This window comes from Bradyrhizobium sp. GW821-FHT12B03, from assembly GCF_058807535.1.
Genome location: NZ_JBXAQU010000007.1, coordinates 302,369 through 329,222, shown reverse-complemented (window position 1 = coordinate 329,222; position 26,854 = coordinate 302,369). Strand labels below are relative to the sequence as shown.

21 protein-coding genes are annotated in these 26,854 nt (G+C 64.5%); 5 read left to right on the top strand and 16 right to left on the bottom strand.

The window, feature by feature from the left end:
• Positions 1-149 precede the first annotated feature (149 nt).
• Positions 150-2,513, bottom strand: coding sequence for a thiamine pyrophosphate-binding protein (locus tag AC1RUR_RS16860; RefSeq protein ID WP_492845889.1), 2,364 nt, complete (start codon positions 2,511-2,513; stop codon positions 150-152).
• Positions 2,514-2,644: 131 nt separating this feature from the next.
• On the opposite strand from AC1RUR_RS16860, the gene AC1RUR_RS16855 reads away from it, so the two are divergent.
• Positions 2,645-3,106 (top strand): Lrp/AsnC family transcriptional regulator, encoded by a 462-nt coding sequence (locus AC1RUR_RS16855; protein ID WP_128953055.1) that lies wholly within the window; start codon positions 2,645-2,647, stop codon positions 3,104-3,106.
• A gap of 87 nt (positions 3,107-3,193) precedes the next feature.
• The gene (ppk2, locus tag AC1RUR_RS16850) at positions 3,194-4,114 is read left to right on the top strand and encodes a polyphosphate kinase 2 (protein WP_492845887.1); all 921 of its coding nucleotides are present in this window, start codon (positions 3,194-3,196) and stop codon (positions 4,112-4,114) included.
• Between the two features lie 165 nt (positions 4,115-4,279).
• Here the strand turns inward: ppk2 and AC1RUR_RS16845 are convergent, their stop codons facing one another.
• The 11 genes from AC1RUR_RS16845 to AC1RUR_RS16795 all read right to left on the bottom strand — a co-directional run bounded on the left by AC1RUR_RS16845 (position 4,280) and on the right by AC1RUR_RS16795 (position 17,851).
• A complete protein-coding gene (locus AC1RUR_RS16845; RefSeq protein ID WP_492845885.1) occupies positions 4,280-5,359 on the bottom strand; it encodes a zinc-binding dehydrogenase in 1,080 nt (359 codons plus the stop codon).
• Positions 5,360-5,419: 60 nt separating this feature from the next.
• Complete coding sequence (locus AC1RUR_RS16840) at positions 5,420-6,361, bottom strand: DMT family transporter (protein WP_492845955.1); 942 nt, start codon at positions 6,359-6,361, stop codon at positions 5,420-5,422.
• 189 nt (positions 6,362-6,550) lie between these two features.
• Positions 6,551-7,390, bottom strand: coding sequence for an aldo/keto reductase (locus tag AC1RUR_RS16835; protein ID WP_492845883.1), 840 nt, complete (start codon positions 7,388-7,390; stop codon positions 6,551-6,553).
• A 19-nt stretch (positions 7,391-7,409) separates the two neighbouring features.
• The gene (locus AC1RUR_RS16830; protein WP_492845953.1) at positions 7,410-8,306 is read right to left on the bottom strand and encodes an SMP-30/gluconolactonase/LRE family protein; all 897 of its coding nucleotides are present in this window, start codon (positions 8,304-8,306) and stop codon (positions 7,410-7,412) included.
• A 243-nt stretch (positions 8,307-8,549) separates the two neighbouring features.
• Positions 8,550-11,255, bottom strand: a complete 2,706-nt coding sequence (locus AC1RUR_RS16825) for a nitrate reductase (RefSeq protein ID WP_492845881.1) — start codon at positions 11,253-11,255, stop codon at positions 8,550-8,552.
• Between the two features lie 14 nt (positions 11,256-11,269).
• A complete protein-coding gene (locus tag AC1RUR_RS16820) occupies positions 11,270-12,487 on the bottom strand; it encodes an NAD(P)/FAD-dependent oxidoreductase (RefSeq protein ID WP_492845879.1) in 1,218 nt (405 codons plus the stop codon).
• Positions 12,488-12,497: 10 nt separating this feature from the next.
• Positions 12,498-12,926, bottom strand: coding sequence for a globin family protein (locus AC1RUR_RS16815; RefSeq protein ID WP_492845877.1), 429 nt, complete (start codon positions 12,924-12,926; stop codon positions 12,498-12,500).
• A gap of 121 nt (positions 12,927-13,047) precedes the next feature.
• Positions 13,048-14,427, bottom strand: a complete 1,380-nt coding sequence (locus AC1RUR_RS16810) for an MFS transporter (RefSeq protein WP_492845875.1) — start codon at positions 14,425-14,427, stop codon at positions 13,048-13,050.
• A 338-nt stretch (positions 14,428-14,765) separates the two neighbouring features.
• Positions 14,766-15,560 carry an ABC transporter ATP-binding protein gene (locus tag AC1RUR_RS16805; RefSeq protein WP_492845873.1) on the bottom strand — a complete coding sequence of 265 codons (795 nt, stop codon included), beginning with the start codon at positions 15,558-15,560 and terminating at the stop codon, positions 14,766-14,768.
• Positions 15,561-15,573: 13 nt separating this feature from the next.
• Complete coding sequence (gene ntrB, locus AC1RUR_RS16800; protein ID WP_492845871.1) at positions 15,574-16,470, bottom strand: nitrate ABC transporter permease; 897 nt, start codon at positions 16,468-16,470, stop codon at positions 15,574-15,576.
• A 61-nt stretch (positions 16,471-16,531) separates the two neighbouring features.
• Positions 16,532-17,851: a CmpA/NrtA family ABC transporter substrate-binding protein gene (locus AC1RUR_RS16795; protein ID WP_492845869.1), complete on the bottom strand. Its 1,320-nt coding sequence runs from the start codon at positions 17,849-17,851 to the stop codon at positions 16,532-16,534.
• A gap of 678 nt (positions 17,852-18,529) precedes the next feature.
• Here AC1RUR_RS16795 and AC1RUR_RS16790 point away from each other — a divergent pair.
• A complete protein-coding gene (locus AC1RUR_RS16790) occupies positions 18,530-19,369 on the top strand; it encodes a formate/nitrite transporter family protein (RefSeq protein WP_492845867.1) in 840 nt (279 codons plus the stop codon).
• Between the two features lie 284 nt (positions 19,370-19,653).
• On the top strand, positions 19,654-21,390 hold the full coding sequence (locus AC1RUR_RS16785; RefSeq protein WP_492845951.1) for a bifunctional protein-serine/threonine kinase/phosphatase: 1,737 nt from the start codon (positions 19,654-19,656) through the stop codon (positions 21,388-21,390).
• 9 nt (positions 21,391-21,399) lie between these two features.
• Here the strand turns inward: AC1RUR_RS16785 and AC1RUR_RS16780 are convergent, their stop codons facing one another.
• On the bottom strand, positions 21,400-22,317 hold the full coding sequence (locus tag AC1RUR_RS16780; protein WP_492845865.1) for an intradiol ring-cleavage dioxygenase: 918 nt from the start codon (positions 22,315-22,317) through the stop codon (positions 21,400-21,402).
• 182 nt (positions 22,318-22,499) lie between these two features.
• Between AC1RUR_RS16780 and AC1RUR_RS16775 the strand changes: the two genes are divergently transcribed.
• Complete coding sequence (locus AC1RUR_RS16775; protein WP_492845863.1) at positions 22,500-23,774, top strand: serine hydrolase domain-containing protein; 1,275 nt, start codon at positions 22,500-22,502, stop codon at positions 23,772-23,774.
• 52 nt (positions 23,775-23,826) lie between these two features.
• Here the strand turns inward: AC1RUR_RS16775 and AC1RUR_RS16770 are convergent, their stop codons facing one another.
• The 3 genes from AC1RUR_RS16770 to AC1RUR_RS16760 form a co-directional block, all read right to left on the bottom strand.
• A complete protein-coding gene (locus AC1RUR_RS16770) occupies positions 23,827-25,146 on the bottom strand; it encodes a TRAP transporter large permease (protein WP_492845861.1) in 1,320 nt (439 codons plus the stop codon).
• Positions 25,143-25,658 carry a TRAP transporter small permease gene (locus AC1RUR_RS16765; RefSeq protein WP_492845859.1) on the bottom strand — a complete coding sequence of 172 codons (516 nt, stop codon included), beginning with the start codon at positions 25,656-25,658 and terminating at the stop codon, positions 25,143-25,145. Before AC1RUR_RS16765 ends, AC1RUR_RS16770 begins: the two co-directional genes overlap by 4 nt.
• Positions 25,659-25,741: 83 nt before the next feature.
• The gene (locus tag AC1RUR_RS16760) at positions 25,742-26,740 is read right to left on the bottom strand and encodes a TRAP transporter substrate-binding protein (protein WP_492845857.1); all 999 of its coding nucleotides are present in this window, start codon (positions 26,738-26,740) and stop codon (positions 25,742-25,744) included.
• Positions 26,741-26,854 lie beyond the last annotated feature (114 nt).

Sequence of the window (26,854 nt, the reverse complement as noted above, 5' to 3'; positions counted from 1 at the left end):
CCCGGCTCCGCGACGCGACATTTCATGTCGCGCCTAGTCCGGGACACTGGATTATAACGAGTCCAGACACGCTCGTGCCCCGGATGCAGCGCAGCACTTCTTCAGTGATGCGCTGCTGAGCCGGGGCCCATGCGCCGCGGTTACCTCGACTACACCGCCATCTTCCGATGCAGCACCGGCGCGCCGGTGGTGAGGCTTTCCGCCGCATCGATGATCGCATTGGCGTCGATGCCGTAGTGCCGATAAAGGTCCGCGATGCTGCCGGTCTGGCCGAATTGCTCGACGCCGAGCGCCTCGACGCGGTGGCCGCGGACGCTGCCGAGCCAGCCGAGCGTGGCCGGATGGCCGTCGATCACGGTCACGATGCCGCAATCGCGCGGCAGTGGCGCCAGCAGTTTCTCGATGTGGCTGAGATGCTGCACGCTGCGCCGGTCGCGGCGCAATGTCCGTGCGGCGGTCCAACCTGCGTGGAGACGATCGGCCGAGGTGATCGCGAGCAGGCCGATGTCGCGCCGGCTCTCGCCGATGAAGCCGGTCGCCTCGATCGCTTCGGGCGCGACAGCGCCGGTATAGGCGATCACCAGCTCGGCATTGGGTCCGGGCTTGCGCAGCCAATAGGCGCCGTCGGTGATGCCCTGCTCCAACTCCGGCGTCATGATGCGCTGCGCCTGTTCGATGCTGCGCGTCGAGAGCCGCAAGTACACGGAACCACCCTCACCCGGATCGCGCTGCATGTGGTTGAAACCCCAGCCCATGATCACGGCGAGTTCGTCGACGAAGGCCGGCTCGAACGAGGCCAGGCCATCCTGCGCCATGCCGATCAGCGGCGTCGCGATCGACTGATGCGCGCCGCCTTCGGGCGCGAGCGTGATGCCTGACGGCGTCGCCGCCACCATGAAGCGCGCATCCTGGTAGCAGGCATAGTTCAGCGCATCGAGGCCGCGCTCGATAAAGGGATCGTACAGCGTGCCCACCGGCAGCAGCCGCTCGCCGTTGATCTGGTGCGACAGGCCGAGCGCCGAGAGCATGATGAACAGGTTCATCTCGGCGATGCCGAGCTCGAGATGCTGCCCCTTGGGTGAGAAGTCCCAGTTGAAGGTGGAGGGAATTTTCTCGCTGCGGAATAAGTCCGCCTTCTCGCCGCGCGCGAACAGGCCGCGCCGGTTCACCCAGGGGCCGAGATTGGTCGAGACGGTGACGTCGGGCGAGGTCGTCACGATGCGACTGGCGAGCTCGCTGTCGCCGCGCGCGATCTCGTTCAGCACGAGACCAAAGCCCTGCTGGGTCGACATCTGCGGCGATGGCTTGAAGGCGAGTTGCCGGGGCACCTCGACGACGGGGGCGGTCAGCCGGCGACCATCCTGGTTGAACGGCACGCGCGCAAGGAAGGCGTCGAGTTCGGCGGCGTCCTGCGCGAGGCCCTCGTATCTGTCCCATTCGTGGCCGGGCCGGATGTTCTGGCTCTGGCGATATGTCTCCATCTGCGCGACCGTCATCAGGCCGGCGTGGTTGTCCTTGTGGCCCTGGAACGGCAGGCCGACGCCCTTGATGGTATAGGCGATGAAGCAGACCGGGCGATCGTGGGCGATGGATTCGAAGGCGTCCAGCATGCTCGCCATGTCGTGGCCGCCGAGATTCGACATCAGCGCGAGCAGCTCCTCGTCGCTGCGCTTGTCGATCAGCTTGGTGATCGGACCCTGGTCGCCGATCTCGTCGTGGAGATGCTTGCGGAAGGCCGCGCCGCCCTGGAAGCACAGCGCCGCATAGAGCGCGTTCGGGCAGTTGTCGATCCAGCGCTTCAACGCTTCGCCGCCGGGTTCCGCAAAGGCCTCGCGCATCAGCCGGCCGTATTTCACGATGACCACGTCCCAGCCGAAATTGCGGAACATGGTCTCGAACTTTTCCCAGAGCCCTTCGCGCACGACCGCATCGAGCGACTGCCTGTTGTAGTCGACCACCCACCAGGTATTGCGCAGGCCGTGCTTCCACCCTTCTGCCAGCGCCTCGAAGATATTGCCCTCGTCCATCTCGGCATCGCCGACGAGGGCAATCATCCGCCCTTCGCGGCGGTCCTTCATCCAGCCATGCGCCTTGACGTAATCCTGCACCAGCGAGGCGAACAGTGTCTGCGCGACGCCGAGGCCGACCGAGCCGGTCGAGAAATCGACGTCGTCGACGTCCTTGGTGCGCGAGGGATAGGACTGCGCGCCCTTGAAGCCGCGAAAATTCTCCAGCTTCTCGCGGCTCTGCCGGCCGAACAGATACTGGATGGCGTGGAACACCGGGCTCGCATGCGGCTTCACCGCAACGCGGTCCTCGGGCCGCAACACGCTGAAATACAGCGCCGACATGATGGTGGCGAGCGAGGCCGAGGAGGCCTGATGACCGCCGACCTTGAGACCGTCCGCGTTCGGGCGGATGTGGTTGGCGTGGTGGATGGTCCATGACGACAGCCACAGCGCCTTGCGGCTGAGGGCAGTCAGGGTTTCGAGACGCGCGGAATCGACGGGCATGGCGATGCTCCGGAAAATAAGGCGGATCATACCCCTGCGGGCCGCGCCAAACTTCTCAATCTTTCGCGCCATACCCGCCGAAATTGGGATATTTTACCAATCAAGCGCTCCCAGACCAAGGTTTCATCCCAATGCCCGAGCTCGACGCCATCGACCGCAAAATCCTCAGTCACCTCCAGAACGACAGCCGGCTGACCATGCAGGAGCTCGCCGACAAGGTCGGGCTGTCGGTCTCGCCGTGCCATCGCCGGGTCAAGCTATTGGAGGAGCGCGGCGTCATCTCGCGCTACATCGCGACCGTGGACCAGAAGGCGCTGGGGCTGCATGTCAGCGTCTTCATCTCGATCAAGCTGGCGCGGCAGAAGGAGGAGGACCTCAACCGCTTCGCGCGCGCGATCTCGAAATGGGACGAGGTGCTGGAATGCTATCTGATGACCGGCAACCGCGACTACCTCCTGCGCGTGGTGGCGGCCGACCTCGCCTCCTACGAGACCTTCCTGAAGACCAAGCTGACCCGGCTCGACGGCATCGCCTCGATCGAGTCGAGCTTTGCGCTCAGCCAGGTCAAATATTCGATCGCGCTGCCGGTCTGACAGCTTACCCGGCCACCGCTGTCACATGGCCGCAACAAACCCCCTCGATGGTCACGGGCGACAGGCACCCTGCCGAAAGAAGGACCCATGACCGCATCCGACCGCACCCCTGAAATGGCCAAACGCGAGCGCATCATCCGGGAAATGACCGACGATCTCGACGAAGAGCTGGAGATGGAGCTCGATGACAGCAGGCTCGACGAGCTGCTGGACGAGACCGACGCGCTCCGCCCGTCGGTGGATCGCAGGCTCTATTTCAGAGAGCTGCTCCGGCTCCAGGGCGAGCTGGTCAAGCTGCAGGACTGGGTGCAGAGCGAGAAGAAGAAGGTCGTGGTGCTGTTCGAGGGCCGCGATTCCGCCGGCAAGGGCGGCGTCATCAAGCGCATCACCCAGCGGCTCAATCCCCGCATCTGCCGCGTCGCGGCACTTCCGGCGCCGAGCGAGCGCGAGCGCACGCAATGGTATTTCCAGCGCTACGTCACGCATCTGCCGGCCGGCGGCGAGATCGTGCTGTTCGACCGCAGCTGGTACAACCGCGCCGGCGTCGAGCGCGTGATGGGCTTCTGCACCGACGAGCAGTACCAGGAGTTCTTCAAGACCGTGCCGGAGTTCGAGCGGATGCTGATCCGCTCCGGCATCATCCTGGTCAAATACTGGTTCTCGATCACCGACGACGAGCAGCAGTTCCGCTTCAGCATGCGCATCAGGGATCCTTTGAAGCAGTGGAAGCTGAGCCCGATGGACGTCGAGGCCCGCAGCCGCTGGGAGGCGTACACCAAGGCCAAGGAGACGATGCTGGAACACACGCACCTGCCTGATACGCCGTGGTGGATCGTCGATGCCGTCGACAAGAAGCGCGCCCGCCTCAACTGCATCGCGCATCTGCTGAGCCAGATGCCGTACCAGGAGGTCGCGCGCGTGCCGGTGGTGCTGCCGCCGCGCGTGCGCAATCCCGATTATCACCGCGGCCCGATCCCGCCGGAGATGTACGTGCCGTCGAAATATTGATTGGAGTAGGCGCTCTCCGTTAACCTCTCCCGCTTGCGGGAGAGGTCGCGCCGGAGGCGCGGGTGAGGGCTTTCTCCACGGAGAGATTCCCGATGCGGAGGCACCCCCACCCCAGCCCTCCCCCGCAAGCGGGAGAGGGAGCGCACCGTCTTCGCGGCCGCACTGTCATCGCCACGGCTGCACGATGATCTTGGTGTGCGCCTCGGGATTGGCGAGATCAGCGAACGCCTTTGCGACGCTGTCGAGGCCGACCTCGGCCGTCACCATCGCTGCGGCGTCCACCTGGCCTTCCGCGATCAGGCGCAGTGACGCGGCGAATTCGTCCGGCGTGTAACCGAGCACGTACTGGACGTTGAGCTCCTTCATGATGCCGAGCATGGGCTCGTTCCTGTCGCTCTCCATGCAGACGCCGACCACGACGATTCTCGCATCGCGCGGCGCGCCCTCGAACACCTGCTGCAACAGGCCGGGCACACCGACGCATTCGAAGATCAGCGCGGGCTTCAGCGCGGGCCACATCGCCTGGAACGGCGGCCGCGCCGCCTTTTCCGCTTCCGACATCTGGGCGTGCTCGGCCCAGTTGGCGTAGGGCTGCGACACCCTGGGATCGACGACGATATCGGCGCCGAGCCTGGCCGCCAGCGCACGCCGCGCCGGCGAATAGTCGGCGGCGACGATCGGGTGCAGCCCCCTGATCTTCAGTGCAGCGATCACGGCGAGCCCGACCGGGCCACAGCCGATGACGAGCGGCACCTCGCCGCCGCGAATGTTGGCCTTCGCCACAGCGTGAACCCCGACCGCCAGCGGCTCGGTGAGCGCGGCATGTTCGGGGGCCAGACCATTGGGCACTTCGAGCAGCAGCGCCTCGCTCAGCAGCATCGCTTCCGCGTAGCCGCCGACATTGTCGTTGGAATAGCCGATGCCCTCGATGCCCTGCGGCGTCACCAGCGCCGGCAGCGAGCAGACATGGGTGCCGGGCCTGAGCTTGCGCGCGGTGCCGGGACCGTAATCGACGATCTCGCAACAGAATTCATGACCGAACACGACGTCGCGGGCGAGGTCCATCGGCTTGCGCCCGGTCTTCCGCGCCATCTCCACCATGCGGTGGGCATGCTGGCGGGCGTGCAGATCGGAGCCGCAGATGCCGCAGGCGAGCGTCTTGACCAGAACCTGGCCGGGGCCCGGCGTCGGCTCGGCCATCCGGTCCACGACAATCTCGCCGTTCCTGAAGATCGCAGCGCGCATCCGGCTCCTCCCGTGTTGTTGGAGCTGTTGATAGCACGACGCGGAAGCTGCGAACTTGCGTCAGGCGTTCGGGGAACGCTCTTCCAGCACCAGGAGCTGGGCGCGGCGGACGCGCTCGCGATGGGCAATGTAGAGCCCGCTGGCGACGATGAAGGCCGCGCCGATGATGGTCCAGACGCTCGGCACCTCGCCGAAGATGAAGAAGCCGAGAATGCTGACCCACAACAGCTGCGAGTAGGAGAACGGTGCCAGCACCGAGGCATCGCCGTAGCGATAGGCCAGCACGACGATCCACTGGCCCGCGGTCGAGGCGACGCCGATGAAAATGCCGAGCGCGATCGCGGTCCAGGACGGCGTCACCCAGACGAACGGCACAATTGCGGTGAGGATCGCAAGGCCCGTCAGCGAGGAATAGGCCATGGTGGTGACGACGGCCTCGCGGCCACTCATCATGCGCGTCAGGATCAGCGTGCCGGCCCAGCACGCCGCCGAGACGACAGGGAAGAACGCGGCCAGATGAAACGCGCCGGTGCCCGGCCGCAGGATGATCAGCACGCCGATCAGACCGAGCGCGGTGGCGAACCAGCGACGCATGCCGACCTTCTCGCCGAGAAAGACGATCGAAAGCGCGGTGACGAACAGCGGCGCGACGAAGCCGGTGGCAGACGCCTCCGCGATCGGGAGGAAGCCCAAGCCGGTGATGAAGAACAGCGACGATCCAAGCAGCACCGCACCGCGCATCACATGCATGCCGAGACGATCGGTGCGCATCGCGTAATACGGCGAGGACCGCAGCATCACCGGCGTGAACATCAGCGCGAAGGTAAGGAAGCGGATCCAGGTGATCTCGATCGAGGGCAGGCTCGTCGAGAGATATTTCGCGGCGGTGTCGGAGCAGCCCAGAAATACCGTCGACAGCAGGATCAGCGCGATGCCCTTGAACGGATGATCGACGCGCGCAGGCGCGCGGCGGCCGACATGCTTCTTCTCGGGCATGGACACGGAAATACTGTCGAGCCTTGCGGCTGCGGCTGGCGGCGGGGTCACGGCTGGAACTCGGGAAAAATGCGAATCGAGTACGCTCGTAAAAAACGACAAATGCGCCGCCTTCACAACTTCCGAAAACAGGATGCCGATATGCGCTCAGGTCCGCGCGCGTCAATACTCCATTAATAATAGGCCTTTGCTGCACTACAGCATGGGCAGGCCGCGCGGCTTCGGACCGCGTGGAAACGCCGCATCCAGCGCCGCAATCTCCTCTTTCGTCAGCACGAGATCACCGGCGGCCGCATTTTCGCCGGCGTGTTCCGCGGACGACGCCTTCGGAATCGCGAACACCGTAGTCGCACGGGTGAGGAAGCTCAGCGCGACCTGACGCGGCGTCACGCGCCGCGCATCCGCGATGCGCGCCAGCACGGCGCCGCCTTTGCTGCGCGCGTCCGGAAAGTCGTCGTGACCGAACGGCGAATAGGCGACGACGGCGACGCCATGCTTCTCGCACCACGGGATCACCGCATGCTCGATCGCGCGCTCCTTGAGATGATAGAGCACCTGATTGCAGGCGATACGTCCTTCGCCGGAGACATCGAGAATCTCGTCGAGATCGTCGGCGTCGAAATTGGAGACACCCCAGGATTTGATCTTGCCTGATTTCACCAGTTCCTCGAACGCGGCCACGGTGTCCTCGAGCGGATAGGAGCCGCGCCAGTGCAGGAGATAGCAGTCGAGCCGATCCGTCTTCAGCCGCTTCAGCGAGCGCTCGCATGCCGTGATCGTGCCGCGGCGCGACGCATTGCTCGGCAGCACTTTCGACACGAGGAACACCTCGTCACGCCGGCCCGCAATCGCATCCGCGATGACGAGCTCGGCGTCGCCATACATCTCGGCGGTGTCGATATGCGTCATGCCGAGATCGAGCCCGCGCGCAAGCGCCGCGATCGCGCGCTTGCGGTCGCCATGGTCGAGATACCAGGTGCCCTGCCCGATGACGGAGACGTTCGCGCCGGTCCTGCCAAAGGGTTTTGTGTTCATGTGCGATCCTTCAGATACTCTAGAGGCTGCCGATATCCGCGACCAGCACACTGCCGGTCGCTGACTCCGTGATATAGAGCCGATCTTTCCTGGCGCCACCGATGGCGACATTGGTGCAATTCGGCCCTGCGCACGATTTGATGCGCGCGATCAGCTCGCCGTTCGGAGCGAACACGAAGACGTGGCCGAGCGAGGCGTGGCCGACGAACAGGCGCCCCTTCGCATCCATGGTCATGCCATCAGGACCGCTGGTGCCGAACAGCGAGCAGAAGCGGCCGACCTTGGACACGTTGCCATCCTTCATGAACGGCAATCGCCACACCGCATTGTCGCGCGTCATCGCGACGAACAGCACGGTTTCGCTGGGATCGAGCACGAGGCCGTTCGGGCTGATGCCGGTGTCGAGCAGGCACTCGAGCCGGCCGTTCGGCGCAAACCGGTAGACGCGACCACTGGGATCATGCAGGCCGGTCTGGCCCTGATCGGTGAAATAGATGTCGCCATTGGACGCCAGATGCAGATCGTTGCAGCCGCGGAACGATTCCGAATTGCGCGCAGTCAAGATCGGCTTGATACGCCCGGCTTTCGCGTCGAGCTCCATGATGCCGTGCATGTAGTCGGCGACCAGGATGCGGCCGTCGGCTGCGATCTTCAGCCCGTTCGGCCAGCCCTCATACTCGATCACCAGCGACCATTCGCCATCGGGCGCGATGCGGAAGATACGGCCGAAGGGAATGTCGACGATGTAGAGATTGCCGTCCTTGTCGAAGGACGGCCCCTCGATAAAGCTGTCGGTCGCCACACCTGGCCGGTTGGCGTCGGCCCAATCCGTCCGCACGCTCTTGCGGCGGAATTTTTCGGGCATCGCGGAGAAGAGCTTGGTTTCGATCAGGCTCGGCGGCGTTTCCAGGTACATCATTGTTGTTATTGGGGCTGATTGGGAAGCGCGGCAACATAGGGCACAATCGACGGCGCGTCGATTGGGGCGGAGGGCATGGCTGCGTGCTATCCTATACCGCTCTCGTGTCCCGGACGCACTGCAACGCGCCAGCGTTGCAGTGCAGAGCCGGGACCCAGGAACGCCACACACTCTTCTGCAAAATCGGCCCCGGCTCTGCAGCGCATCACTTCGTGCTGCGCAGCGTCCGGGGCACGAGACCTACCCCGCAGCTCCCGCGACCTTCACCGGTTTCGCCGGCGCGACTTCCGTCGTCGCAATGAGGCGCTTCAGCTCGGGGATGCAGGAACCGCAATTGGTGCCGGCCTTGAGTTTTGCGCCGATCTCGGCGGCAGTGCGCGCGCCGGCGACGATGGTGTCGCAGATGGTGCCGCGGCCGACGCCGAAGCAGGCGCAGACGATCGGGCCGGTCGCGGCGGCGCCTTCGCTGGACTTGCCCGAGAGCAGCATGCGGCGCTGCTCGTCGGTGACCTGATCGGCCACGAACAGGCTCTTCACCACCTCCCAGTCGCCGGCGTCATGGGCGGGGCCGACGAACAGGCAGGTCTCGATGCGGTCGCCCGCGAATGAAGCCGCACGATAGACGCCGCCACCGAAGTCGCGGTACTCGGCGACATCCTCGCCCGCAATACTCTCGAGCCAGGCCGGCCAGCGCGACAGATCGGCGTTGTCGGCAAAGAGATAGCCAAAGCCGCCGCTGACCGTGACGCGCGTCCACAGCAGGTTCGGCGGCAGGTCGAGCTGCTTGCGCGACAGCGCGAAGCCACGGAAGACGTATTCATAGGGCGTGATCGCAGCCGGCGTCGCCTTCGATTCCGGCTGCCCCGAGAACGGATCGGTGAACGGTGCGACCAGCGCGCCGACACGGCCGTGCGAGGCGTTCATCGCGCTCCAGTGGATCGGCGCGAACAGGGTGCCGCGCTGCTGCCGGTCGCTGACCACGACTTTCAGGATGCACTGGCCGTAATCGGTGGTGATGCGGGCAAAGCCGGCATGGGCGATGTTGTATTTGTTGGCGTCGTCAGGATGGATCTCGACGAACGGCTCGGGCAGATGCGCGCCCAGCCGCTGGCTCAGCCCCGTACGCGTCATGGTGTGCCACTGGTCGCGGATGCGCCCGGTGTTGAGCCGCAGGGGACGCGACGGCCCGGTCTCGCTGCGCAGCGCCGGCACCTCCGGCGCGACGAAGCGGCCCCTGCCGTCATTGGTGAAGAAGCCGCCCGCCGCGAAGAAGCGCTCGCCCGGCGCAGCGCCTTCGCGCGCCGGCCATTGCACCGGCTTCAACGCATCGAACGCGTCGTCGGACAGCGAGGTCAATGCGCCGATGTCGAAATCGCGGCTGCCGTCGTTCTCGAAGGCCGAGAGCGCGGCATGCTCGCGGAAGATATCGGCGGCGGATTTGTAGTTGAAGCTGTCGCCGAAACCGAGACGCTTTGCGGTCTCGCTCAGGATCCACCAGTCCGGCCGTGCCTCGCCGGGCGCCGGCAGGAACGAACGCTGGCGCGAGATGCGCCGCTCGGAGTTGGTCACGGTGCCCGACTTCTCGCCCCAGGCCAGCGCCGGCAGCAGCACATGCGGGCCGGCCTCGACGGTGTCGTTGGAGAGCACGTTCTCGGAAACCACGAACAGTTCGAGCTTCTTCAGCGCCTCGCGCACGAAATCGGCATCGGGCAGCGACACTGCGGGGTTGGTGCCCATCACCCACAGCGCCTTGACCTCGCCGCGGTTGATGGCCTCGAACAATTGCACCGCCTTCAACCCCTCATGGGTGGCGATGCGCGGCGCCTTCCAGAACCGCCTGACGCGGTCGATGTCCGGCGGCGTGAAGTTCATGTGCGCGGCGAGCTGGTTGGCAAGGCCGCCGACCTCGCGGCCACCCATCGCGTTGGGCTGACCCGTGAGCGAGAACGGCGAGGCACCCGGCTTGCCGATGCGGCCCGTGGCGAGATGACAGTTGAGGATCGCATTGACCTTGTCGGTGCCCTGCGCCGACTGGTTGACCCCTTGCGAATACAGCGTGACGACACGCTCGGTGTCACGGAACATCTTGAAGAAGATCGCGACGTCCTGCTCGGTGAGGCCCGTGGCGAGCGCGGTCGCGGTGACGCTGCCGGCGATGCTGCGCGCGCGGGCCAGCGCATCGTCGAAGCCCGATGTATTCTGCGCGATGTAATCCTGGTCGAGCGCGCCGTTGTCGGCGAGATGGACGAACAGGCCGGAGAACAGCGCCGTGTCGGTACCGGGCCTGAGGCCAAGAAACAGATCGACGTCGCCGGCGGTGTCGGTGCGGCGCGGATCGATCACGATCATGCGCGCGCCGCGCTCCCCACGGTTCTTCAGCATGCGCTGGAACAGGACCGGGTGGCACCACGCCGCGTTCGAGCCGACGAACACCAGCAAATCGGCCTGGTCGAGATCCTCGTAGCAGCCAGGCACGGTGTCGGCGCCGAAGGCGCGGCGATGGCCGGCGACCGAGGACGACATGCAGAGCCGCGAATTGGTGTCGACATTGGCGGTGCCGACAAAGCCCTTCATCAGCTTGTTGGCGACGTAGTAATCCTCGGTGAGGAGCTGACCCGAGAGATAGAACGCAACCGCGTCGGCGCCGTCGCGCGCCACGATGTGCTGCATGCGATGGGCGACATGGTCGAGCGCATCGCTCCAGGCGACGCGCTCCAGCACGCCCTTGCAGCGGATCATCGGATAGAGCAGCCGGCTCTCGAGCCCGACGGTCTCGCCGAGCGCCGAGCCCTTGGAGCACAGCCGGCCGAAATTGGCGGGATGATCGGGGTCGCCGGCGATCGCCGCGCCGCCCTTGCCGTCGGGCGTTGCAAGCACGCCGCAGCCGACCCCGCAATAGGGGCAGGTGGTCTTGGTGGCACGGAGCTTCGGGTCGATCGCCGTCATGTCGAGCTGCCTTATCAAGCCGCTTTGGAGGGACGCGCGAGCGCGCGGCCGAACATCATGTCGGTGCGGATCGCCGCCACTTTGTCGCGGTTGCGGATCAGCTCGAGATACCAGAGCGCATCGACGGTATCGCCGATCAGCACCGCACCGGTGAGCCGGCCATCGGCGACGACGAGCTTCTTGTAGGTGCCGCGCCTGCGGTCCGACAGCACGAGGCTCTCGCTGCCCTCGCCGCCCATGAAGTCGCCGGCGGAGAACACGCTGACGCCGGAGACCTTGAGATTGGTCGAGACCACGCTGCCCTGATAGGCGGCGGGGCGGCCGGCGAGATGCTGCGCCAGCACGCGCGCCTGCTCATAGGCGGGCTCGACCAGGCCATAGCAGGTGCCGCGATGCTCGGCGCATTCGCCGAGCGCGTAGATATCGGGCGAAGCCGTCTGCATGACGTCGTTGACGACGATGCCGCGATTGACCGCGATGCCGGCGTCCTTGGCCAGCGCAACGTTCGGCCTGATGCCGGCGGCGAAGATCACGGCGTCGGCCTCGATGCGGCTACCGTCGGCGAGCTCGACCGCTTCGACATGGCCCTCGCCATGGATGCGGGCGGTCGAGGCGTTGAGCAGGATGCGGATGCCCTTGCGCTCGACCAGCGTCTTGAGCAGGTCGGCCGCGGGCAGATCGAGCTGACGCTCCATCAGCCGGTCCATCAGATGCAGCAGCGTCACCGGCGCGCCGGCCTTGGCAAGCCCATAGGCCGCTTCAAGTCCGAGCAGGCCGCCGCCGACCACGACAACGCGCTTCTTCGCCGCCGCAAGCGTCAGCAGCAGGTCGACGTCGCGGGTATCGCGAAAGGTGTGCACGCCGGCGAGATCGGCGCCGGGCACGTTCAGCCGCAGCGGCGTCGATCCGGTGGCAAGCACGAGCTTGGAATATTCCATGCTCTCCTCCCCCTCGATCTTGAGCTCGCGGCGGCCGGTGTCGATCTCGGTGACGCGGTAGCCGTAGCGCACCGTGACGCCGCGATGGCGCCACCAGTCGGCCGGCCGCAGCTCGATCTCGTGCGAGCCGGTCTCGCCGGCCAGCACGGAGGAGAGCAGCACGCGGTTGTAAGCGAGCCGCGGTTCTTCGCCGATCACGGCGACCGCGTAGCGGCCGAGCGCGGTCTTGGCGAGCTCGTCGACCAGACGCGCGGCCGCCATACCGTTACCGACGATGACGAGCGGTTCACTCACAACGCATCTCCTATTCGGCGGCCTGCGCCTGCGCGCCATAGGCCTCGGAAATCATGTAGCCGGACAGCACGCCGTAGGCGTCGGTCCAGGCCGTGGCGAGTTCGGGCGTCCAGGCTTCGCCGAGGCCCTTCTCCAGGGTCCACAGCAAGGTCGCGCCGACCACGGGATAGTGCTCGGCCTTGGCGCCATAGCCGACGTGTCGCTTGGCGAGCGCCGAGGCCGCGGGAAGAATCGAGTCGAGGTTCGACAGGCCGCCGACGACGGCGGCGAGCATGCCCATCAGCTTCTTGCGCTGCTCGGTCATGTCTTCGGGGAACATCGCGCGCACGGACGGCGCCACCTCGAACAGGCGATCATAGAACAGCACTGCGGCCTGCTCCGATATCGGCGCGACCTTGGAGAAGCTCTGCTGGATGAGGGTGATCTGTTCGGGCGTCATGATGTTCTCCTGTCTGTTCGGTTTGCCTTGGTGCGCGCCGTTGCGAACAAGGTTCATGGGTCAAACGTCATCAGAGAGACTTCTCCCCGCGTACGGGGAGAAGCGAGTTTCATACCAAGTGTCACACCCGTGCTTCGGCGAGGCTTGGCGCGCCTTCACCTTGCGGACTGCGGCGCAGGTAGAACCACCAGGTCAGGGCAAGGCAGGAGGCGTAGAAGCCGAGATAGATCGCGAGCGCGAGCGACGGGCCGCCGGTCATGGCGATCGACTTGCCGAAGCCGCTCGGGATCAGATAGCCGCCGACGGCGCCGACCGCGCCGATGAAACCGACCGCCGCACCGCTCTCGATGCTCGCCGTCTTCAGGGCTGCCGCGCGCGCCGCATCGCCCTTGCCGCGCGCCTTGAACAGGTTCTGCTCGCGGAAGATCGAAGGGATCATGCGATAGGTCGAGCCGTTGCCGATGCCCGTGGTGACGAACAGCAGCAGGAACATCGACAGGAAGCCGATGAAATCCCTGTGCCCGACGAAATAGAGCACGCCGACCGTGGCGCCCGCCATCACGATGAAATTCCAGAACGTGATGATGGAGCCGCCGACCTTGTCGGCAAGCCAGCCGCCGAGCGGTCGCGACAACGAACCAACCAGCGGCCCGAGGAACGCGATCGAAATCGTCACCGACGGGAACTGCGTCTTGATCAGCAGCGGAAACGCCGCGGAGTAGCCGATGAAGGACCCGAACGTGCCGATATAGAGATACGCCATGATCCAGGTGTGCTTGCGCTTGACGACGGCAAGCTGGTTCCTGATCGACGACTTGGCCGTGGTCAGGTTGTTCATGAAGAACACCGCGCCGAACACCGCGATCGCGATCGGCAGCACCCACATCAGGCCGGCGTTCTGGAGGAACACGCCGTCGACGGGCGTGGCCTGGAACAGGTTGATCACGGCAAGCGTCATCAGGATCGGCGTCAGGAGCTGCACGCTGGAGACGCCGATATTGCCGCCGGCCGCATTGAGGCCCAGCGCCCAACCCTTCATCCTGTCCGGGAAGAAGAACGAGATGTTGGTCATGCTGGAGGCGAAATTGCCGCCGCCGAGACCCGCGGTCGAGGCGATCAGCAGCATCAGCCAGAACGGCGTGTCGGGCTGGCTGACGAAATAGGCGAGCGACAGCGTCGGGATGAACAGGATCGCCGCGCTGAAGATGGTCCAGTTGCGGCCGCCGAAGGTCGTGACCGCGAAGGTATAGGGAAAGCGCATGAAGGCGCCAATGAGCCCCGGCACCGCGACGAGCTGGAACAGCTGGTCGGTGGTGTAGTGGAAGCCCGCCTGCGGCAGCTTGGTGGTGACGATGCTCCAGATCAGCCACACCGAGAAGCCGATATGCTCGGCGACGATCGACCAGATCAGGTTACGCCGGGCGATGGTTTTACCGCCCGCATTCCAGAACGCCTCATCTTCGGGGCGCCAGTCAGAAATCCAAGTTGGACTCTTGGTCATTGCTTATCCCTTCCAGGCTCACCGCTGCGTCGTTGCAGGCTCAGCCTCCAGGCATGGAGGCGCGCTCCGAGGCTTCACCCCGGTGGCGAGTTCACGATGCTGATTGATGATGTTGAGGGACGTCGTCGTTGGCGTCGGACAAAGTAATTCAACTTCCGTGCCAACTGCCCGCGATCGGGAAGTACAGGGAATTCAGCAACTTATTCGAATCGCCCGAAATTTTTGCACGACACTTTCGCACGCAAATTTTGCGATTCGCTCAATCCCTGTGCGGCGCACAAGGATTGAGCTTGATGATCTCAAATTAGGCGTTGAGCCATCACGCGTTAACGCCGCGTTTACGCGGCCTCGACGAAGCGGTGACGCTCGTAGAGGAATTCGAGCACGCGCTGCCGGCACTTGAGATAGGTCGTGTTGGTCGCGAGCTCGAGCCGCTTGCGGGGACGCGCCAGCGGCACTTCCAGCACCTCGCCGATGCGCGCGCTCGGCCCATTCGTCATCATCACGATGCGGTCGGACAAGAGCACGGCCTCGTCGACGTCGTGGGTGATCATCAGAATGGTGTTGCCGAGCTTCTGGTGCAGCGCCATCACGGAGTCCTGGAGATGCGCGCGGGTCAGCGCGTCGAGCGCGCCGAACGGCTCGTCGAGCAGCAGTACCTTCGGCTCCATCGCCAGCGCGCGGGCAATGCCGACGCGCTGCTTCATGCCGCCGGAAATCTCCGAAGGGCGCTTGTCCCTGGCATGGGCCATCTGCACCAGGTTGAGATTGTGCATGACCCAGGCGTCGCGCTCGGCCCGCGTCTTGGTCCTGGCGAAGACCTTGTCGACGCCGAGCCTGACGTTCTCGTAGACCGTGAGCCAGGGCAGCAGGCTGTGGTTCTGGAACACCACGGCGCGATCAGGCCCCGGCGAGTTGACCTCGCGGTTCTCCAGCAGCACGCCGCCGGTGGAGGCGTTGGTCAGCCCTGCGATGATGTTGAGCAGGGTCGACTTGCCGCAGCCGGAATGGCCGATGATCGAGACGTACTGCCCCTTCTCGATGGTCAGGCTGATGTCCTTGAGCACCTCGGTCGTGGCGGCACCGCGGGTAAAGACCTTGTCGATATGGTCGAGCTTCAGATAGGCGGTCATGTGTCTCTCCCCCTTAGTTCGTCGCGGTGCCGCGGGTGACGATCTTGCCGAGGCCCGCGATCAGGCGATCGAGCACGAATCCGATGATGCCGACATAGAACAGCGCCAGGATGATCTCGCTGATATGCGAGGAGTTCCAGGCGTCCCAGATGAAGAAGCCGATACCGACGCCGCCGATCAGCATTTCGGCGGCCACGATCGCGAGCCACGACAGGCCGATGCCGATGCGAAGCCCCGTGAAGATGTAGGGCGCGGCCGCCGGGATCATGATCTTGGAGAAGAACTCGAGCGGGTTGAGCTGCACCACGGCGGCAACGTTGCGATAGTCCTGCGGGATGTTGCGGATGCCGACTGCGGTGTTGATGATGATCGGCCAGATCGAGGTGATGAAGATGACGAAGATCGCCGAGGGCTGGCCGTCGCGGAAGGCGGCCAGCGACAGCGGCAGCCAGGCGAGCGGCGGGATGGTGCGCAGCACCTGGAACAGCGGATCGAGCCCGCGCATCGCCCAGACCGACTGGCCGACCAGGACGCCGAGCGCGATGCCGGCGATCGCGGAGAGCGAGTAGCCCAGCGCGACGCGCTGGAGACTGGCGGAGAGATGCCAGAACAGGCCCTTGTCGATGCCACCGTGGTCGAAGAACGGATCGAGGATCAACTCCTTGGTGTCCTTGAAGACCTTTGACGGCGGCGGCAGCGCCGAGCCGGCACGGCGGCAGACCAACTCCCAGACCAGCGTCAGCAGCGCGATCACGACCAGCGGCGGGATCACACGCACGGCGGTCTCCCTCGCCATCCGCGCGTAGGCCTCGCTGCGCGGCGGGCGCTTTGGCGTCATCGCGACCACAGGCGCGGCACTGGCCGCAGGCGTCGCGGTCTCGACCTCAATCTTGGTGGCAGGCATATTCATCGCAATATCTCTCCGGCTCCAAAAGACGATGCGGCCGCCGCGCGGGCGGCCGCAGGCTCCATCAGACTTCGACGCGCTTGATCGCGAGCGACTTCAGATAGGCCGCCGGATTTTCGGGATCGAACACCTTGCCGTCGAAGAAGGTCTCCTTGCCGCGCGAGGTGGAGGCCGGAATCTCGGCAGCCGCGACACCGAGCGTCTTGGCCGCATCGCGCCACATGTCCTCGCGGTTGACCTTGGCGATCAGCGCCTTGGTGTCGAAATTCGCCTCATACTTGCCCCAGCGAATGTCCTCCGTGAGGAACCAGAGGTCGTGGCTCTGGAACGGATAGGAGGCGAAGTCGCGCCAGTACTTCATGATGTGCGGCGAATTCTCGACCACCTTGCCGGGGATGCCGTAGTCGAACTTGCCCGAGGTGCGATCGAGCACGTCATCGACCGGGCAGTTCATCCACTGCCGCTTGCCCATGATGGCGGCGAGCTCGGGCTTGTTCTCGGCCTTGTCCGACCATTGCTGCGCCTCCATCACGGCCATCAGCAGCGCTTTTGAGGCCTTCGGATATTTGTCGACGAAGGCGGCGCGCATGCCGAAGGATTTTTCCGGATGCTTGTTCCAGAGCTCCCCGGTGGTGACAGCGGTATAGCCGATGTTCTGGTGGATGAGCTGCAGGTTCCACGGCTCGCCGACGCAGAAGCAGTCCATGGTGCCAACCTTCATGTTGGCCACCATCTGCGGCGGCGGCACCACGATGGTCTCGATGTCCTTGTCCGGATCGATGCCGCCGGCCGCGAGCCAGTAGCGGATCCAGAGATCATGCGTGCCGCCGGGGAAGGTCATTGCGGCCTTCACCGACTTGCCCGAGGCCTTCTTCTTCTCCAACGCCGCCTTGAACGGCGCGGCATCGACGCCGAGCTTCAGGTCGGCATATTCGTTGGCAACCGAGATGCACTGGCTGTCGAGATTGAGCCGCGCCAGGATGTACATCGGCGTCGGCTGGTTGTTCTGCGTCACCTTGCCAGCCGAGATCAGATACGGCATCGGGGTCAGGATATGCGCGCCGTCGATGCCGTTGCCTTCCGAGCCGAGCACGAGGTTGTCGCGCGTGGTGCCCCACGAGGCCTGCTTCTGAACGTCGACATCGGGCATGCCGTATTTGGCGAACAGGCCCTTGTCCTTGGCGACGAAGAGCGGGCCGGCATCGGAGAGCGCGATGAAGCCGAGCTTGGCGCCCTTCACCTCGGGGCCTGCATCCTGCGCAAAGGCGCCGGCGGGGAAATTCAGCTTGGCGGCGGCAAGAAGGGCAGCGGTGCTGCCGGTGGCCTTCAACAATTGACGGCGGCTAAGGCCAGTATCCGAAGGCCGGCGTATGCGCTTGGTCATAGGCGGTGTCGTCCTTTGCGTCGTTGCGGAATGATTGCGTCAGTGCGCACGAGCAGCCCGTCCGTCCGTGACGCCAGAAAAAGGCGCATGCGAACGCACGACGGGGAGACCCCCGTTCGGGTGGCGTCAGCAAATCGGATGAGAAGTCTCGCGGGACGGCTTCAATGGCGTCGGCCTGGAACTATTCAAGCTTCATGCCAAGCCCGCAGCTACGAAAAACATTGAAAAATGAATGAGTTACGACGACCGCGCCAGACTGTCGCAGGCGGTGATAGCACGCGAAATTTGCGGCTTGCTCAATTCTTGTGCGTCGCACAAAACTTATGCAAGAGCCCAAGCAAAAGGCTGCCAGGCGCGCAAGCGCTCGATCAAGGGGAGCATCATCCAATTGATATCGTTTGATTTTCCTAACGAAACCAGACGGCACGCAACTTGCATTCCTCTTGGACGTCAACGAAGACTGCGGCTTGCCGCATTGTTGCAGCCTCTGGCGGCTGCAAACCGGAAGCTCAACTGCTTCGCGGCCCTTCTCGGCTCAGTCGTCGTGACGCGATTCCCCAGGCTTCCAGACCTTCCACAGCCCTCGTGCGCGGCAGAGCTGTCCGCACGGCCCAAAACGTTCAGCCGCGCTCTCTTTGGGGGCGTGTCGATCTCACTTACGAAGCAAAGGAACCATTGATGTCGTATCTCGCGCCTTCGGAATTCGTCACCAAGATGGTGGATGCGGGCGAGTCCAAGATCTTCATGTCCACCCGGGATACCATCATCCGGGCCTATATGGCCGGCGCCATCCTCGCGCTGGCCGCCTGGTTCGCCGTCACCATCAACGTGAACACCGGCCAGCCGCTGGTCGGGGCGCTGCTGTTTCCGGTCGGCTTCGTCATGCTCTATCTCCTGGGCTTCGACCTCCTGACGGGCGTGTTCGTGCTGTCGCCACTCGCCCTCATCGACAAGCGCCCGGGCGTCACCTTTGGCGGCGTGCTGCGCAACTGGGGCCTCGTCTTCGTCGGCAACTTCGCCGGCGCCTTCACCGTGGCCTTCATGATGGCCTTCGTCACGACGTTCGGCTTCACGCAGGATCCCGACAAGGTCGGCGCCGCGATCGGCAACATCGGCGAAGGCCGAACGCTGGGCTATGCCGCGCATGGCGCGGCCGGCATGGCGACGCTGTTCCTGCGCGGCATGCTCTGCAACTGGATGGTCTCGACCGGCGTCGTCGGCGCCATGATCTCGACCTCGGTCTCCGGCAAGGTCATCGCGATGTGGATGCCGATCCTGGTGTTCTTCTACATGGTGTTCGAGCATTCCGTGGTGAACATGTTCCTGTTCCCGTCGGGCCTGATGCTGCACGCGAAGTTCTCGATCATGGACTACCTGATCTGGAACGAGATCCCGACCGTGCTCGGCAACCTCGTCGGCGGCCTCGCCTTCACCGGCATGACCCTCTACGCCACGCACGTCATGACCCTGCCGAAGCGCCAGGCCGACAAGGCTGCGAAGCCCCGCGTTGCAGCCTGATCGAATCCGTCTCGACAGGGGAGCCTCGCCCGACCAGGGTGAGGCTCCCCTTTGCTCGCAGAGTTATCGAACGCGAACAGGGATTCTTGCGGCCATCCTTCGAGACGCCCGCCTTTGGCTGGCTCCTCAGGATGAGGGCGGAGTGCGCGGCGACAGTTTCAACGTGCACCGATGCCGATTAGCCTCATCCTGAGGAGACCGCGGAGCGGTCGTCTCGAAGGACGAGGCGCGCGCTCAGGCCGCCGCCAAGAAACCATACGCGACAGCCCTGCCCTCTCCTGGTGATGACGATGACCAGCGGACTCCAGATCTCGGTCGGCCAGCACTCGGACAAGGGTCGCAAGCCCGTCAACCAGGATTTTCACGGCGTCCTGATCCCGGAGGAGCCTCAGCTCAGCCTGAAGGGCATCGCGGCGGTTCTGGCCGACGGCATCTCCAGCAGCAGGGTGAGCCAGATCGCCAGCGAGTCGGCGGTCAAGAGCTTCCTGATGGACTATTACTGCACGTCGGAATCCTGGACGGTGAAGACCTCCGCCCGCCGCGTGCTGGAGGCGACCAATTCCTGGCTGCACGCGCAGACGCGCAAGAGCCAATATGCCTATGACCGCGACAAGGGTTATGTCTGCACGCTGAGCGCCATGGTCATCAAGGCGACCACCGCGCACATCTTCCATGTCGGCGACTGCCGCATCTACCGTGTCGCCGGCAAGGCTCTGGAACAGCTGACTGACGACCACCGCATCATCGTGTCCTCCGAGCAGACCTATCTCGGCCGCGCGCTCGGCATCAATCCGCAGCTCGAGATCGACTACCAGGCGCTACAGATCACGCAAGGCGACACCTTCGTGCTGGCAACGGACGGTGCCTACGAGTTCGTCGAGCAGCGCTTCGTGACCGGCGTCATCGATGAGCATGCCGGCGACCTCGACCGCGCCGCAAGAGCCATCGTCGAGGAGGCCTATCGGCGCGGCAGCGACGACAACATCACCGTCCAGATCCTGCGGATCGATGCAGCTCCGGACGAGGAATCCGGCATCTTCGATCAGACGTCCGCGCTGCCTCTGCCGCCCCTGCTGGAACCCCGGGCGGCGTTCGATGGTTACCGGATCATCCGGGAGATCCATGGCAGCAGCCGCAGCCACATCTATCTCGCCGTCGATGCGGACACCGAGGAGCCGGTCGCACTCAAGATTCCTTCGATCGACCTGCGCGACAACCCGGCCTATCTGAAACGCTTCCTGATGGAGGAATGGATCGCGCGGCGGATCGACAGTCCGTACGTGCTCAAGCCACGGTCGAGATCGACCCGGCGCAACTACCTCTACGTCGCGACCGAGTTCGTCGAAGGGCAGACGCTGCGGCAGTGGATGCTCGACAACCCGCGTCCCGATCTGGAAACGGTCCGTGGGATCGTCGAGCAGATCGCCACGGGACTTCGCGCCTTCCATCGCATGGAGATGCTGCACCAGGACCTCAGGCCCGACAACGTCCTGATCGACAAGACCGGCACTGCGAAGATCATCGACTTCGGATCGGTCAGGGTCGCGGGCGTCGCCGAGGCGGCGCCGAAATCGGCGGACGCGGAAATTCTTGGCACCGTCCAATACACCGCCCCGGAATATTTCCTCGGCGAGGGCGGCACGCCGCGGTCCGACATGTTTTCACTGGCCGCCATTTGCTATCACATGCTCACCGGACATCTCCCTTACGGCGCCCAGCTCGCCAAGATCAGGGGCAGATCGGACGCGTGGAAACTGAGATATCGCCCGGCCATCGATGCCGAGCGCGGCATCCCCGGATGGATCGACGGCGCGCTCAGGAAAGCGCTGCATCCCGATCCCTACAAGCGCCACGAAGACCTCTCCGAGTTCGTCTTCGAACTCAGAAACCCCAATCCAGCCTATCTCGCCACGCGGACCACGCCCCTTCTGGAGCGCAACCCGCTGCTGTTCTGGAAACTGACCACCGCGATCCTGGCCTGCGCGGTCGTCGTGCTGCTCGCAGCACTTCGGCTGCGATAGCCGGGCGGGTCACGCCGGCTCCGCCGCCTTCGTCCCCAGCGGCTTCGGCGCCATGCCGCCGCCCGGCTTGAGGCGGAATTCGTAGGTCATCAGGTGCCACGGCCCGCTCGCCTTGGTGCCGTCGGGCATGGCCGGATCCTTGCGCGGCTCGACCTTGGCGATGAGGTCGTCCTTGACGCCGAACACCACGTCGGAATCGAGGTATTTGTCGCCGTCCATGAAGACATGCGTGATCAGCGGCTCATAGCCCTTCGCATTGACGAGGAAGTGCACATGCGCCGGGCGCATCGGATGACGGTTAGTCTGCACGATCATCTCGCCGACCGGACCATCGGTCGGAATCGGATAGCTGCACGGCAGGATGGTGCGGAAGTAGAAGCGGCCGTCGCTGTCGGTGATGAAGCGCGCCCGCGCCGAGGCGCCGACCTCGTCATAGTTCGGCTTCTGTGAATCGTAGAAGCCGTCGTCATCGGCATGCCAGACGTCGACGGGCACGCCCGCAAGCGGCTTGCCCTGAAGGTCGGTGACGCGGCTCTGCACGAACATCCGCTCGCCGGTTTGATTGTTCGGCGAGATATCGGTGCCGTGCGCGGTCACCTTGTGCTCGCCGACATAGAACGGGCCAAGTACCGTGGTCTGGGTGGCGCCTTCGCGGTCGCGGTGGTTGACCGCGTCCACCAGCATGGAGACGCCGAGCACGTCGGAGAGCAGGATGAACTCCTGGCGGGTGTCGGTGCATTTCTGGCCGGTACGGGTCAGGAAATCGACGGCGTATTCCCATTCCTCGAAGGTGACACCGGTCTTGCTCACGTAATCGTGCAGCGACTTCACCAATTCCTGGAGCAGGAATTTCGCCCGCGTGTCAGGAGTCTTGTCGAAGCTTTCGACCACGGCTGCGGTGAGTTCGGTCTCGTTGAACTGGGTCATGGTGCGTTTGCCCTACGTTTTTCGTTGGCCCCATGAGAGATCCTTTTAGAGATCCTTGGGGCTCCTTGGAGGCGTTCCAGGCTGGATACTACACCAGTCGGCCTGCCTGCGTTAAGCGGACCGGCTTGGAATGCGGCCGCCATTTGGCTATCAACGCCTGACAAAACTGCCCGGAGGAACCGATGCTCGCCCCTGCCCCCGCCTCGCCCGAATCCGTCGGAATGTCCAAGGCCGCGCTCGACCGCGTCGATGCGCATCTGAAGGTCAGGTACATCGATGCCGGCCGCTTCCCGGGCGCGCATCTGCTGGTCTATCGCCGCGGCAAGGTCGCGCACAGCTCGGTCCAGGGCTTTGCCGATGTCGAGCGCAAGGCGCCGGTCAAGGACGACACCATCTACCGCATCTATTCCATGACCAAGCCGCTGACCAGCGTCGCCTTCATGATGCTGGTCGAGCAAGGCCTCGTCGCGATCGACGAGCCCGTCGCCAAATACATTCCGGAATGGAAGGATCTCGGCGTGTTCGTCGCCGGCACCGCGCCGGCCTTCCTGACCCGGCCGCCGGCCCGGCCGATGCTGATCGTCGACCTGCTGCGCCACACCTCCGGCCTCACCTACGGCTTCCAGCAGCGCTCCAATGTCGATGCCGCCTACCGCGCCGAGAAGATCGGCGAGGTCGAGAAGTCAGGCACGCTTCAGACCATGATCGAGGCGCTCGCGAAAATCCCGCTGGAGTTCTCGCCGGGCGAAGCCTGGAACTACTCGGTGGCGACCGACGTGCTCGGCTACCTCGTCGGCAAGATTTCCGGCATGCCGTTCGAGCAGTTCCTGAAGACACGGATCCTTGATCCGCTCGGCATGACCGACACCGACTTCCACGTGCCGGCCTCGAAAGCCCATCGCTTCGCCGCCTGCTATTCGGCCGACCCGGGCGGCGGCATGACCTTCCACGCCGGCCAGCGCCGCGAGGGCCTGACGCTCCAGGACGATCCGGCCAAGAGCTCGTTCCTCGTTCCGCCCTCGTTCATCTCCGGCGGCGGCGGACTGTGCTCGACGGTCGCCGACTATCTCACCTTCTGCCGCGCGCTGCTCAATGGCGGCGAGCTCGGCGGCGTCAGGCTGATCGGGCCGAAGACACTGGCCCTGATGACGAGCAACCACATTCCGGGCGGCCGCTTCCTCCCCGAAGTATCACGCTCGCTGTTCTCGGAAGCGACCTATAACGGCATCGGCTTCGGGCTCGGCTTCGCCGTAACCATGCGCCCGGCCGAGACGCTGATCGCCGGCAGCCCCGGCGAATATAATTGGGGCGGCGCGGCGACGACGTCGTTCTGGATCGATCCCGCCGAGGAGCTGATCGCGATCTTCATGACGCAGGTGCTGCCGTCGAGCGCCTATCCGATCCGACGCGAGCTGCGAAGCATGGTCTACGCCGCGATCACCGAGAGCAATCTGTAGCCGATTGAATCGATTCCGCGGCCGGCGGCCGCGGAATCGCGATGCCGGACGCTCATTTGAGCATCTCCGGCACGATCAGGCGCGGCAGGAACAGCGACACGCTTGGCCAGACGATGACCGCCGCCAGCACGAGCAGCATCGGAATCAGCATGATCACCGTGTCCTTCAGTGCAAAACGCAGCCGCACGCCGGCGATCGAACAGGCGATCATCAGACACAAGCCATAGGGCGGCGTCACCAGTCCGAAGGCCAGCGACACGATGGAAATGATTGCGAACTGGACCGGATGGAGGTCTACGGACTTGGCCAGCGGCTCCAGCACGGTGCCGACGATGATGATGGCCGGGATGGCGTCGAGGAAGCAGCCCACCACCAGAAAGCAGAAGGAAATGAAGAAGCCGGCCGTGACGGCGTCCATTCCCCATGTCGAGACGTTGGCCAGCAGCGCCTGCGGGATCTTGTAGTAGGCGAGCAGCCAGCCAAACGCACTGGCGGTGCCGACACAGAACAGCGCGACGCCGGCAAGACGCCCGGTGTCGAGCAAGGCCTTGTACAATTCGCGTGGACCTGTCTCGCGGTAGAAGAACGTCGAGAGCGCCACGGAATACAGCACCGCTACGCAGGCGGACTCGGTCGCGGTGAACCACCCGAGCAGAATGCCGCCGACGATGATGAACGGCGTCATCAGGGCCGGCAGCGACTGCCAAATGGCGCATCGCATCTCGACCCAGGTCGACTTCGGATAGGTCGGGTAACCGCGGCGCACCGCATAGATGTGCACCGTCGCCATCTGTGCGCCCGCGATCAGCAGCCCCGGCACGATGCCGGCCAGATACATCGCCGCAATCGAAGTCGAGATCAGCCCGCCCCACACGATCATGAGGATCGACGGCGGGATGATGACCGCCAGAACCGCCGACACCGCCGTAATGGCGATGGAAAACGACAGATCGTAGCCCTCCTTGGTCTGCGCATCGATGAAGATCTTGGACTGGCTCGCCGCATCGGCGGTCGAGGAACCCGAGATGCCTGCAAAGAACACCGACAGCACCACGTTGATCTGCGCCAGCGATCCCGGCCAGTGCCCGACCATCGAGCGCGACAGCGCCACCAGGCGATCGGTGATGCCGCCAATGCTCATCAGATTGGCCGTCAGCAGGAAGAACGGAACCGCGAGCAGGATGAATGAATTGTACGCATTGAAGGTCTCCTGCCCCAGCGTCATCAGCGACAGATGCGGCTCGATCAGCAGGATCGGCACGCAGGCAAGGCCGAGCGCGAACGCAACCGGCACGCGCACGACGAGCAGACCGATGAAGACCCCAAACAGCACCAGCGCGGCCTGTCCGGCAGAGAGCACATTTCCGTTCATCGCTGAGCCCCGACCAGAACGCGCATTTCATCGATGATCTGCTCGCCCGCAAAGACGATCCACGTGGCGCCGGTCACAGGCCAGGCGACGTGAATCAGCCAGAGCGGCAGATCTGCCAGTTCCGAGGTTCTGTTCCAGGCAAAGCGGGTGAACTCGATGCCGGCCCAGACGAACACCAGCGCCAGCGCCAGCACGCCGAGCCGCGCGAGGATCCGCACCGCAGCCTCCGACCGCCGCGACAGATCAGGCCACACGTCGACCTCGAAATGCTGCGCCTCCCGCACGCCGACCATGGCGCCGATCATGATGGTCCAGACGAACAGGAAGCGCGCCATCTCCTCGGTCCAGATGTAGGACGGAATGAGCGGCGTGTAGCGCGAGATGATTTGCAGCGTGACCGGAATGACCAGAATGCCGACGCAGGCGGCCAGCAGGAATTCCAGCAGCCTTGCATAAGCCGCCGTGACGCGACGCCACAGCGATGGTGTGGACGGGACGGGAATTTCAGACATTGGGGCTCCGTGCGGCGGCTCATCCGCCACGTCCGGGCAGGAAGCGGGGCCTGCCCGGAATGTCGTCGGTGGACGCAACGACCTCAGGCGACGTTGATCTTCTCGAAAATGCCTTCCGCACCAATTTCCTTGGCGTAGGTGGCCATTACGGGGTCGGCGAGTTTCTTCATGGCGTCCCGCTCCTCGAACGGAACGCGCTTGAGCTTGCCGGCCTTCTCGAGCGTGTCGAGCTTGACCACCTCTTCGCTCGACTCGAGCTGGCGGCCGTAGTCGCCGGCCTCCTTGCCGGCCTTCATGATCGCGTCCTGCAAATCCTTCGGCAGCGTCTTCAGCGTCTTCACCGAGAAGCAGATCGGCCGGATCGACACGGCGTGCTGGGTCAGGTTGAGATGCGGGGCCACTTCGTAGAACTTCATCGCCTCGACACCGGCCGCCTCGTTTTCGCCGGCCGAGATCACGCCGTTCTGGATCGCGTTGTAGATTTCGTTATAGGCGATCACCGTCGGGCTCATGCCGACGGCCGCAAAGGTCTTCGACCAGATCGGCGCACCCTGCACGCGAACCTTGAGGCCCTTGAGGTCGGCCAGATTCTTGAGCGGCTTGTTGGCAAAGATGTTGCGGATGCCGCCGCCGGAATAACCGATCAGAACGACCTCGGCTTTCGCCGCGACCTCGTCGGCGATCGGCGCCAGGATATTGGCTTCGACGACCTTGTTCATGTGCTCGATGCCCTTGAACACGAAGGGCGCATCGATGAACGGAGCCGCCTTGGCGAAGGTCGACATGTGAGCCGGCGAGACGATGCCGTAGTCGACCGCCTTGCCCTGCGACATGTACTCGAAATACTGTTTCTCGAGGCCGAGCGAGGAGTTCTTGTGCAGGGTGAAGTTGACGGGCTTGCCGTAGTACTTCTTGACCAGTTCCTCGAACCGGACGAGGGCCCGGTTGAAGGCGTGGTCGTCGTTGAACTGGACGGCGCCGTTCAGCGTGATCGGCGCTTGCGCCCTGAGGATCGACGGCATGCCGATCGCAGCCGCCGCAGTGGTCGCACCGATACCAGCGAGAAATGATCTTCGCTTCATCGTCTCCCCTCCCTTTGATGCTCCGCCCCTGTCGCCGGGGTGTGAGCGCAGCCGGTCTACGGCCAGCGTTCGAGGAGGGTATGAAAAACCGTGGTGGGACGGAAGCCAATTCGG

Coding starts and splice junctions, on each gene's coding strand:
- AC1RUR_RS16860 (WP_492845889.1), bottom strand. CDS start 2,513: ATGCCCGTCGATTCCGCGCGTCTCGAAACCCTGACTGCCCTCAGCCGC.
- AC1RUR_RS16855 (WP_128953055.1), top strand. CDS start 2,645: ATGCCCGAGCTCGACGCCATCGACCGCAAAATCCTCAGTCACCTCCAG.
- ppk2 (WP_492845887.1), top strand. CDS start 3,194: ATGACCGCATCCGACCGCACCCCTGAAATGGCCAAACGCGAGCGCATC.
- AC1RUR_RS16845 (WP_492845885.1), bottom strand. CDS start 5,359: ATGCGCGCTGCGATCTTCAGGAACGGCGAGATTGTCGTGGACCGGATG.
- AC1RUR_RS16835 (WP_492845883.1), bottom strand. CDS start 7,390: ATGAACACAAAACCCTTTGGCAGGACCGGCGCGAACGTCTCCGTCATC.
- AC1RUR_RS16830 (WP_492845953.1), bottom strand. CDS start 8,306: ATGTACCTGGAAACGCCGCCGAGCCTGATCGAAACCAAGCTCTTCTCC.
- AC1RUR_RS16825 (WP_492845881.1), bottom strand. CDS start 11,255: ATGACGGCGATCGACCCGAAGCTCCGTGCCACCAAGACCACCTGCCCC.
- AC1RUR_RS16815 (WP_492845877.1), bottom strand. CDS start 12,926: ATGACGCCCGAACAGATCACCCTCATCCAGCAGAGCTTCTCCAAGGTC.
- AC1RUR_RS16810 (WP_492845875.1), bottom strand. CDS start 14,427: ATGACCAAGAGTCCAACTTGGATTTCTGACTGGCGCCCCGAAGATGAG.
- AC1RUR_RS16805 (WP_492845873.1), bottom strand. CDS start 15,560: ATGACCGCCTATCTGAAGCTCGACCATATCGACAAGGTCTTTACCCGC.
- ntrB (WP_492845871.1), bottom strand. CDS start 16,470: ATGAATATGCCTGCCACCAAGATTGAGGTCGAGACCGCGACGCCTGCG.
- AC1RUR_RS16795 (WP_492845869.1), bottom strand. CDS start 17,851: ATGACCAAGCGCATACGCCGGCCTTCGGATACTGGCCTTAGCCGCCGT.
- AC1RUR_RS16790 (WP_492845867.1), top strand. CDS start 18,530: ATGTCGTATCTCGCGCCTTCGGAATTCGTCACCAAGATGGTGGATGCG.
- AC1RUR_RS16785 (WP_492845951.1), top strand. CDS start 19,654: ATGACGATGACCAGCGGACTCCAGATCTCGGTCGGCCAGCACTCGGAC.
- AC1RUR_RS16780 (WP_492845865.1), bottom strand. CDS start 22,317: ATGACCCAGTTCAACGAGACCGAACTCACCGCAGCCGTGGTCGAAAGC.
- AC1RUR_RS16775 (WP_492845863.1), top strand. CDS start 22,500: ATGCTCGCCCCTGCCCCCGCCTCGCCCGAATCCGTCGGAATGTCCAAG.
- AC1RUR_RS16770 (WP_492845861.1), bottom strand. CDS start 25,146: ATGAACGGAAATGTGCTCTCTGCCGGACAGGCCGCGCTGGTGCTGTTT.
- AC1RUR_RS16765 (WP_492845859.1), bottom strand. CDS start 25,658: ATGTCTGAAATTCCCGTCCCGTCCACACCATCGCTGTGGCGTCGCGTC.
- AC1RUR_RS16760 (WP_492845857.1), bottom strand. CDS start 26,740: ATGAAGCGAAGATCATTTCTCGCTGGTATCGGTGCGACCACTGCGGCG.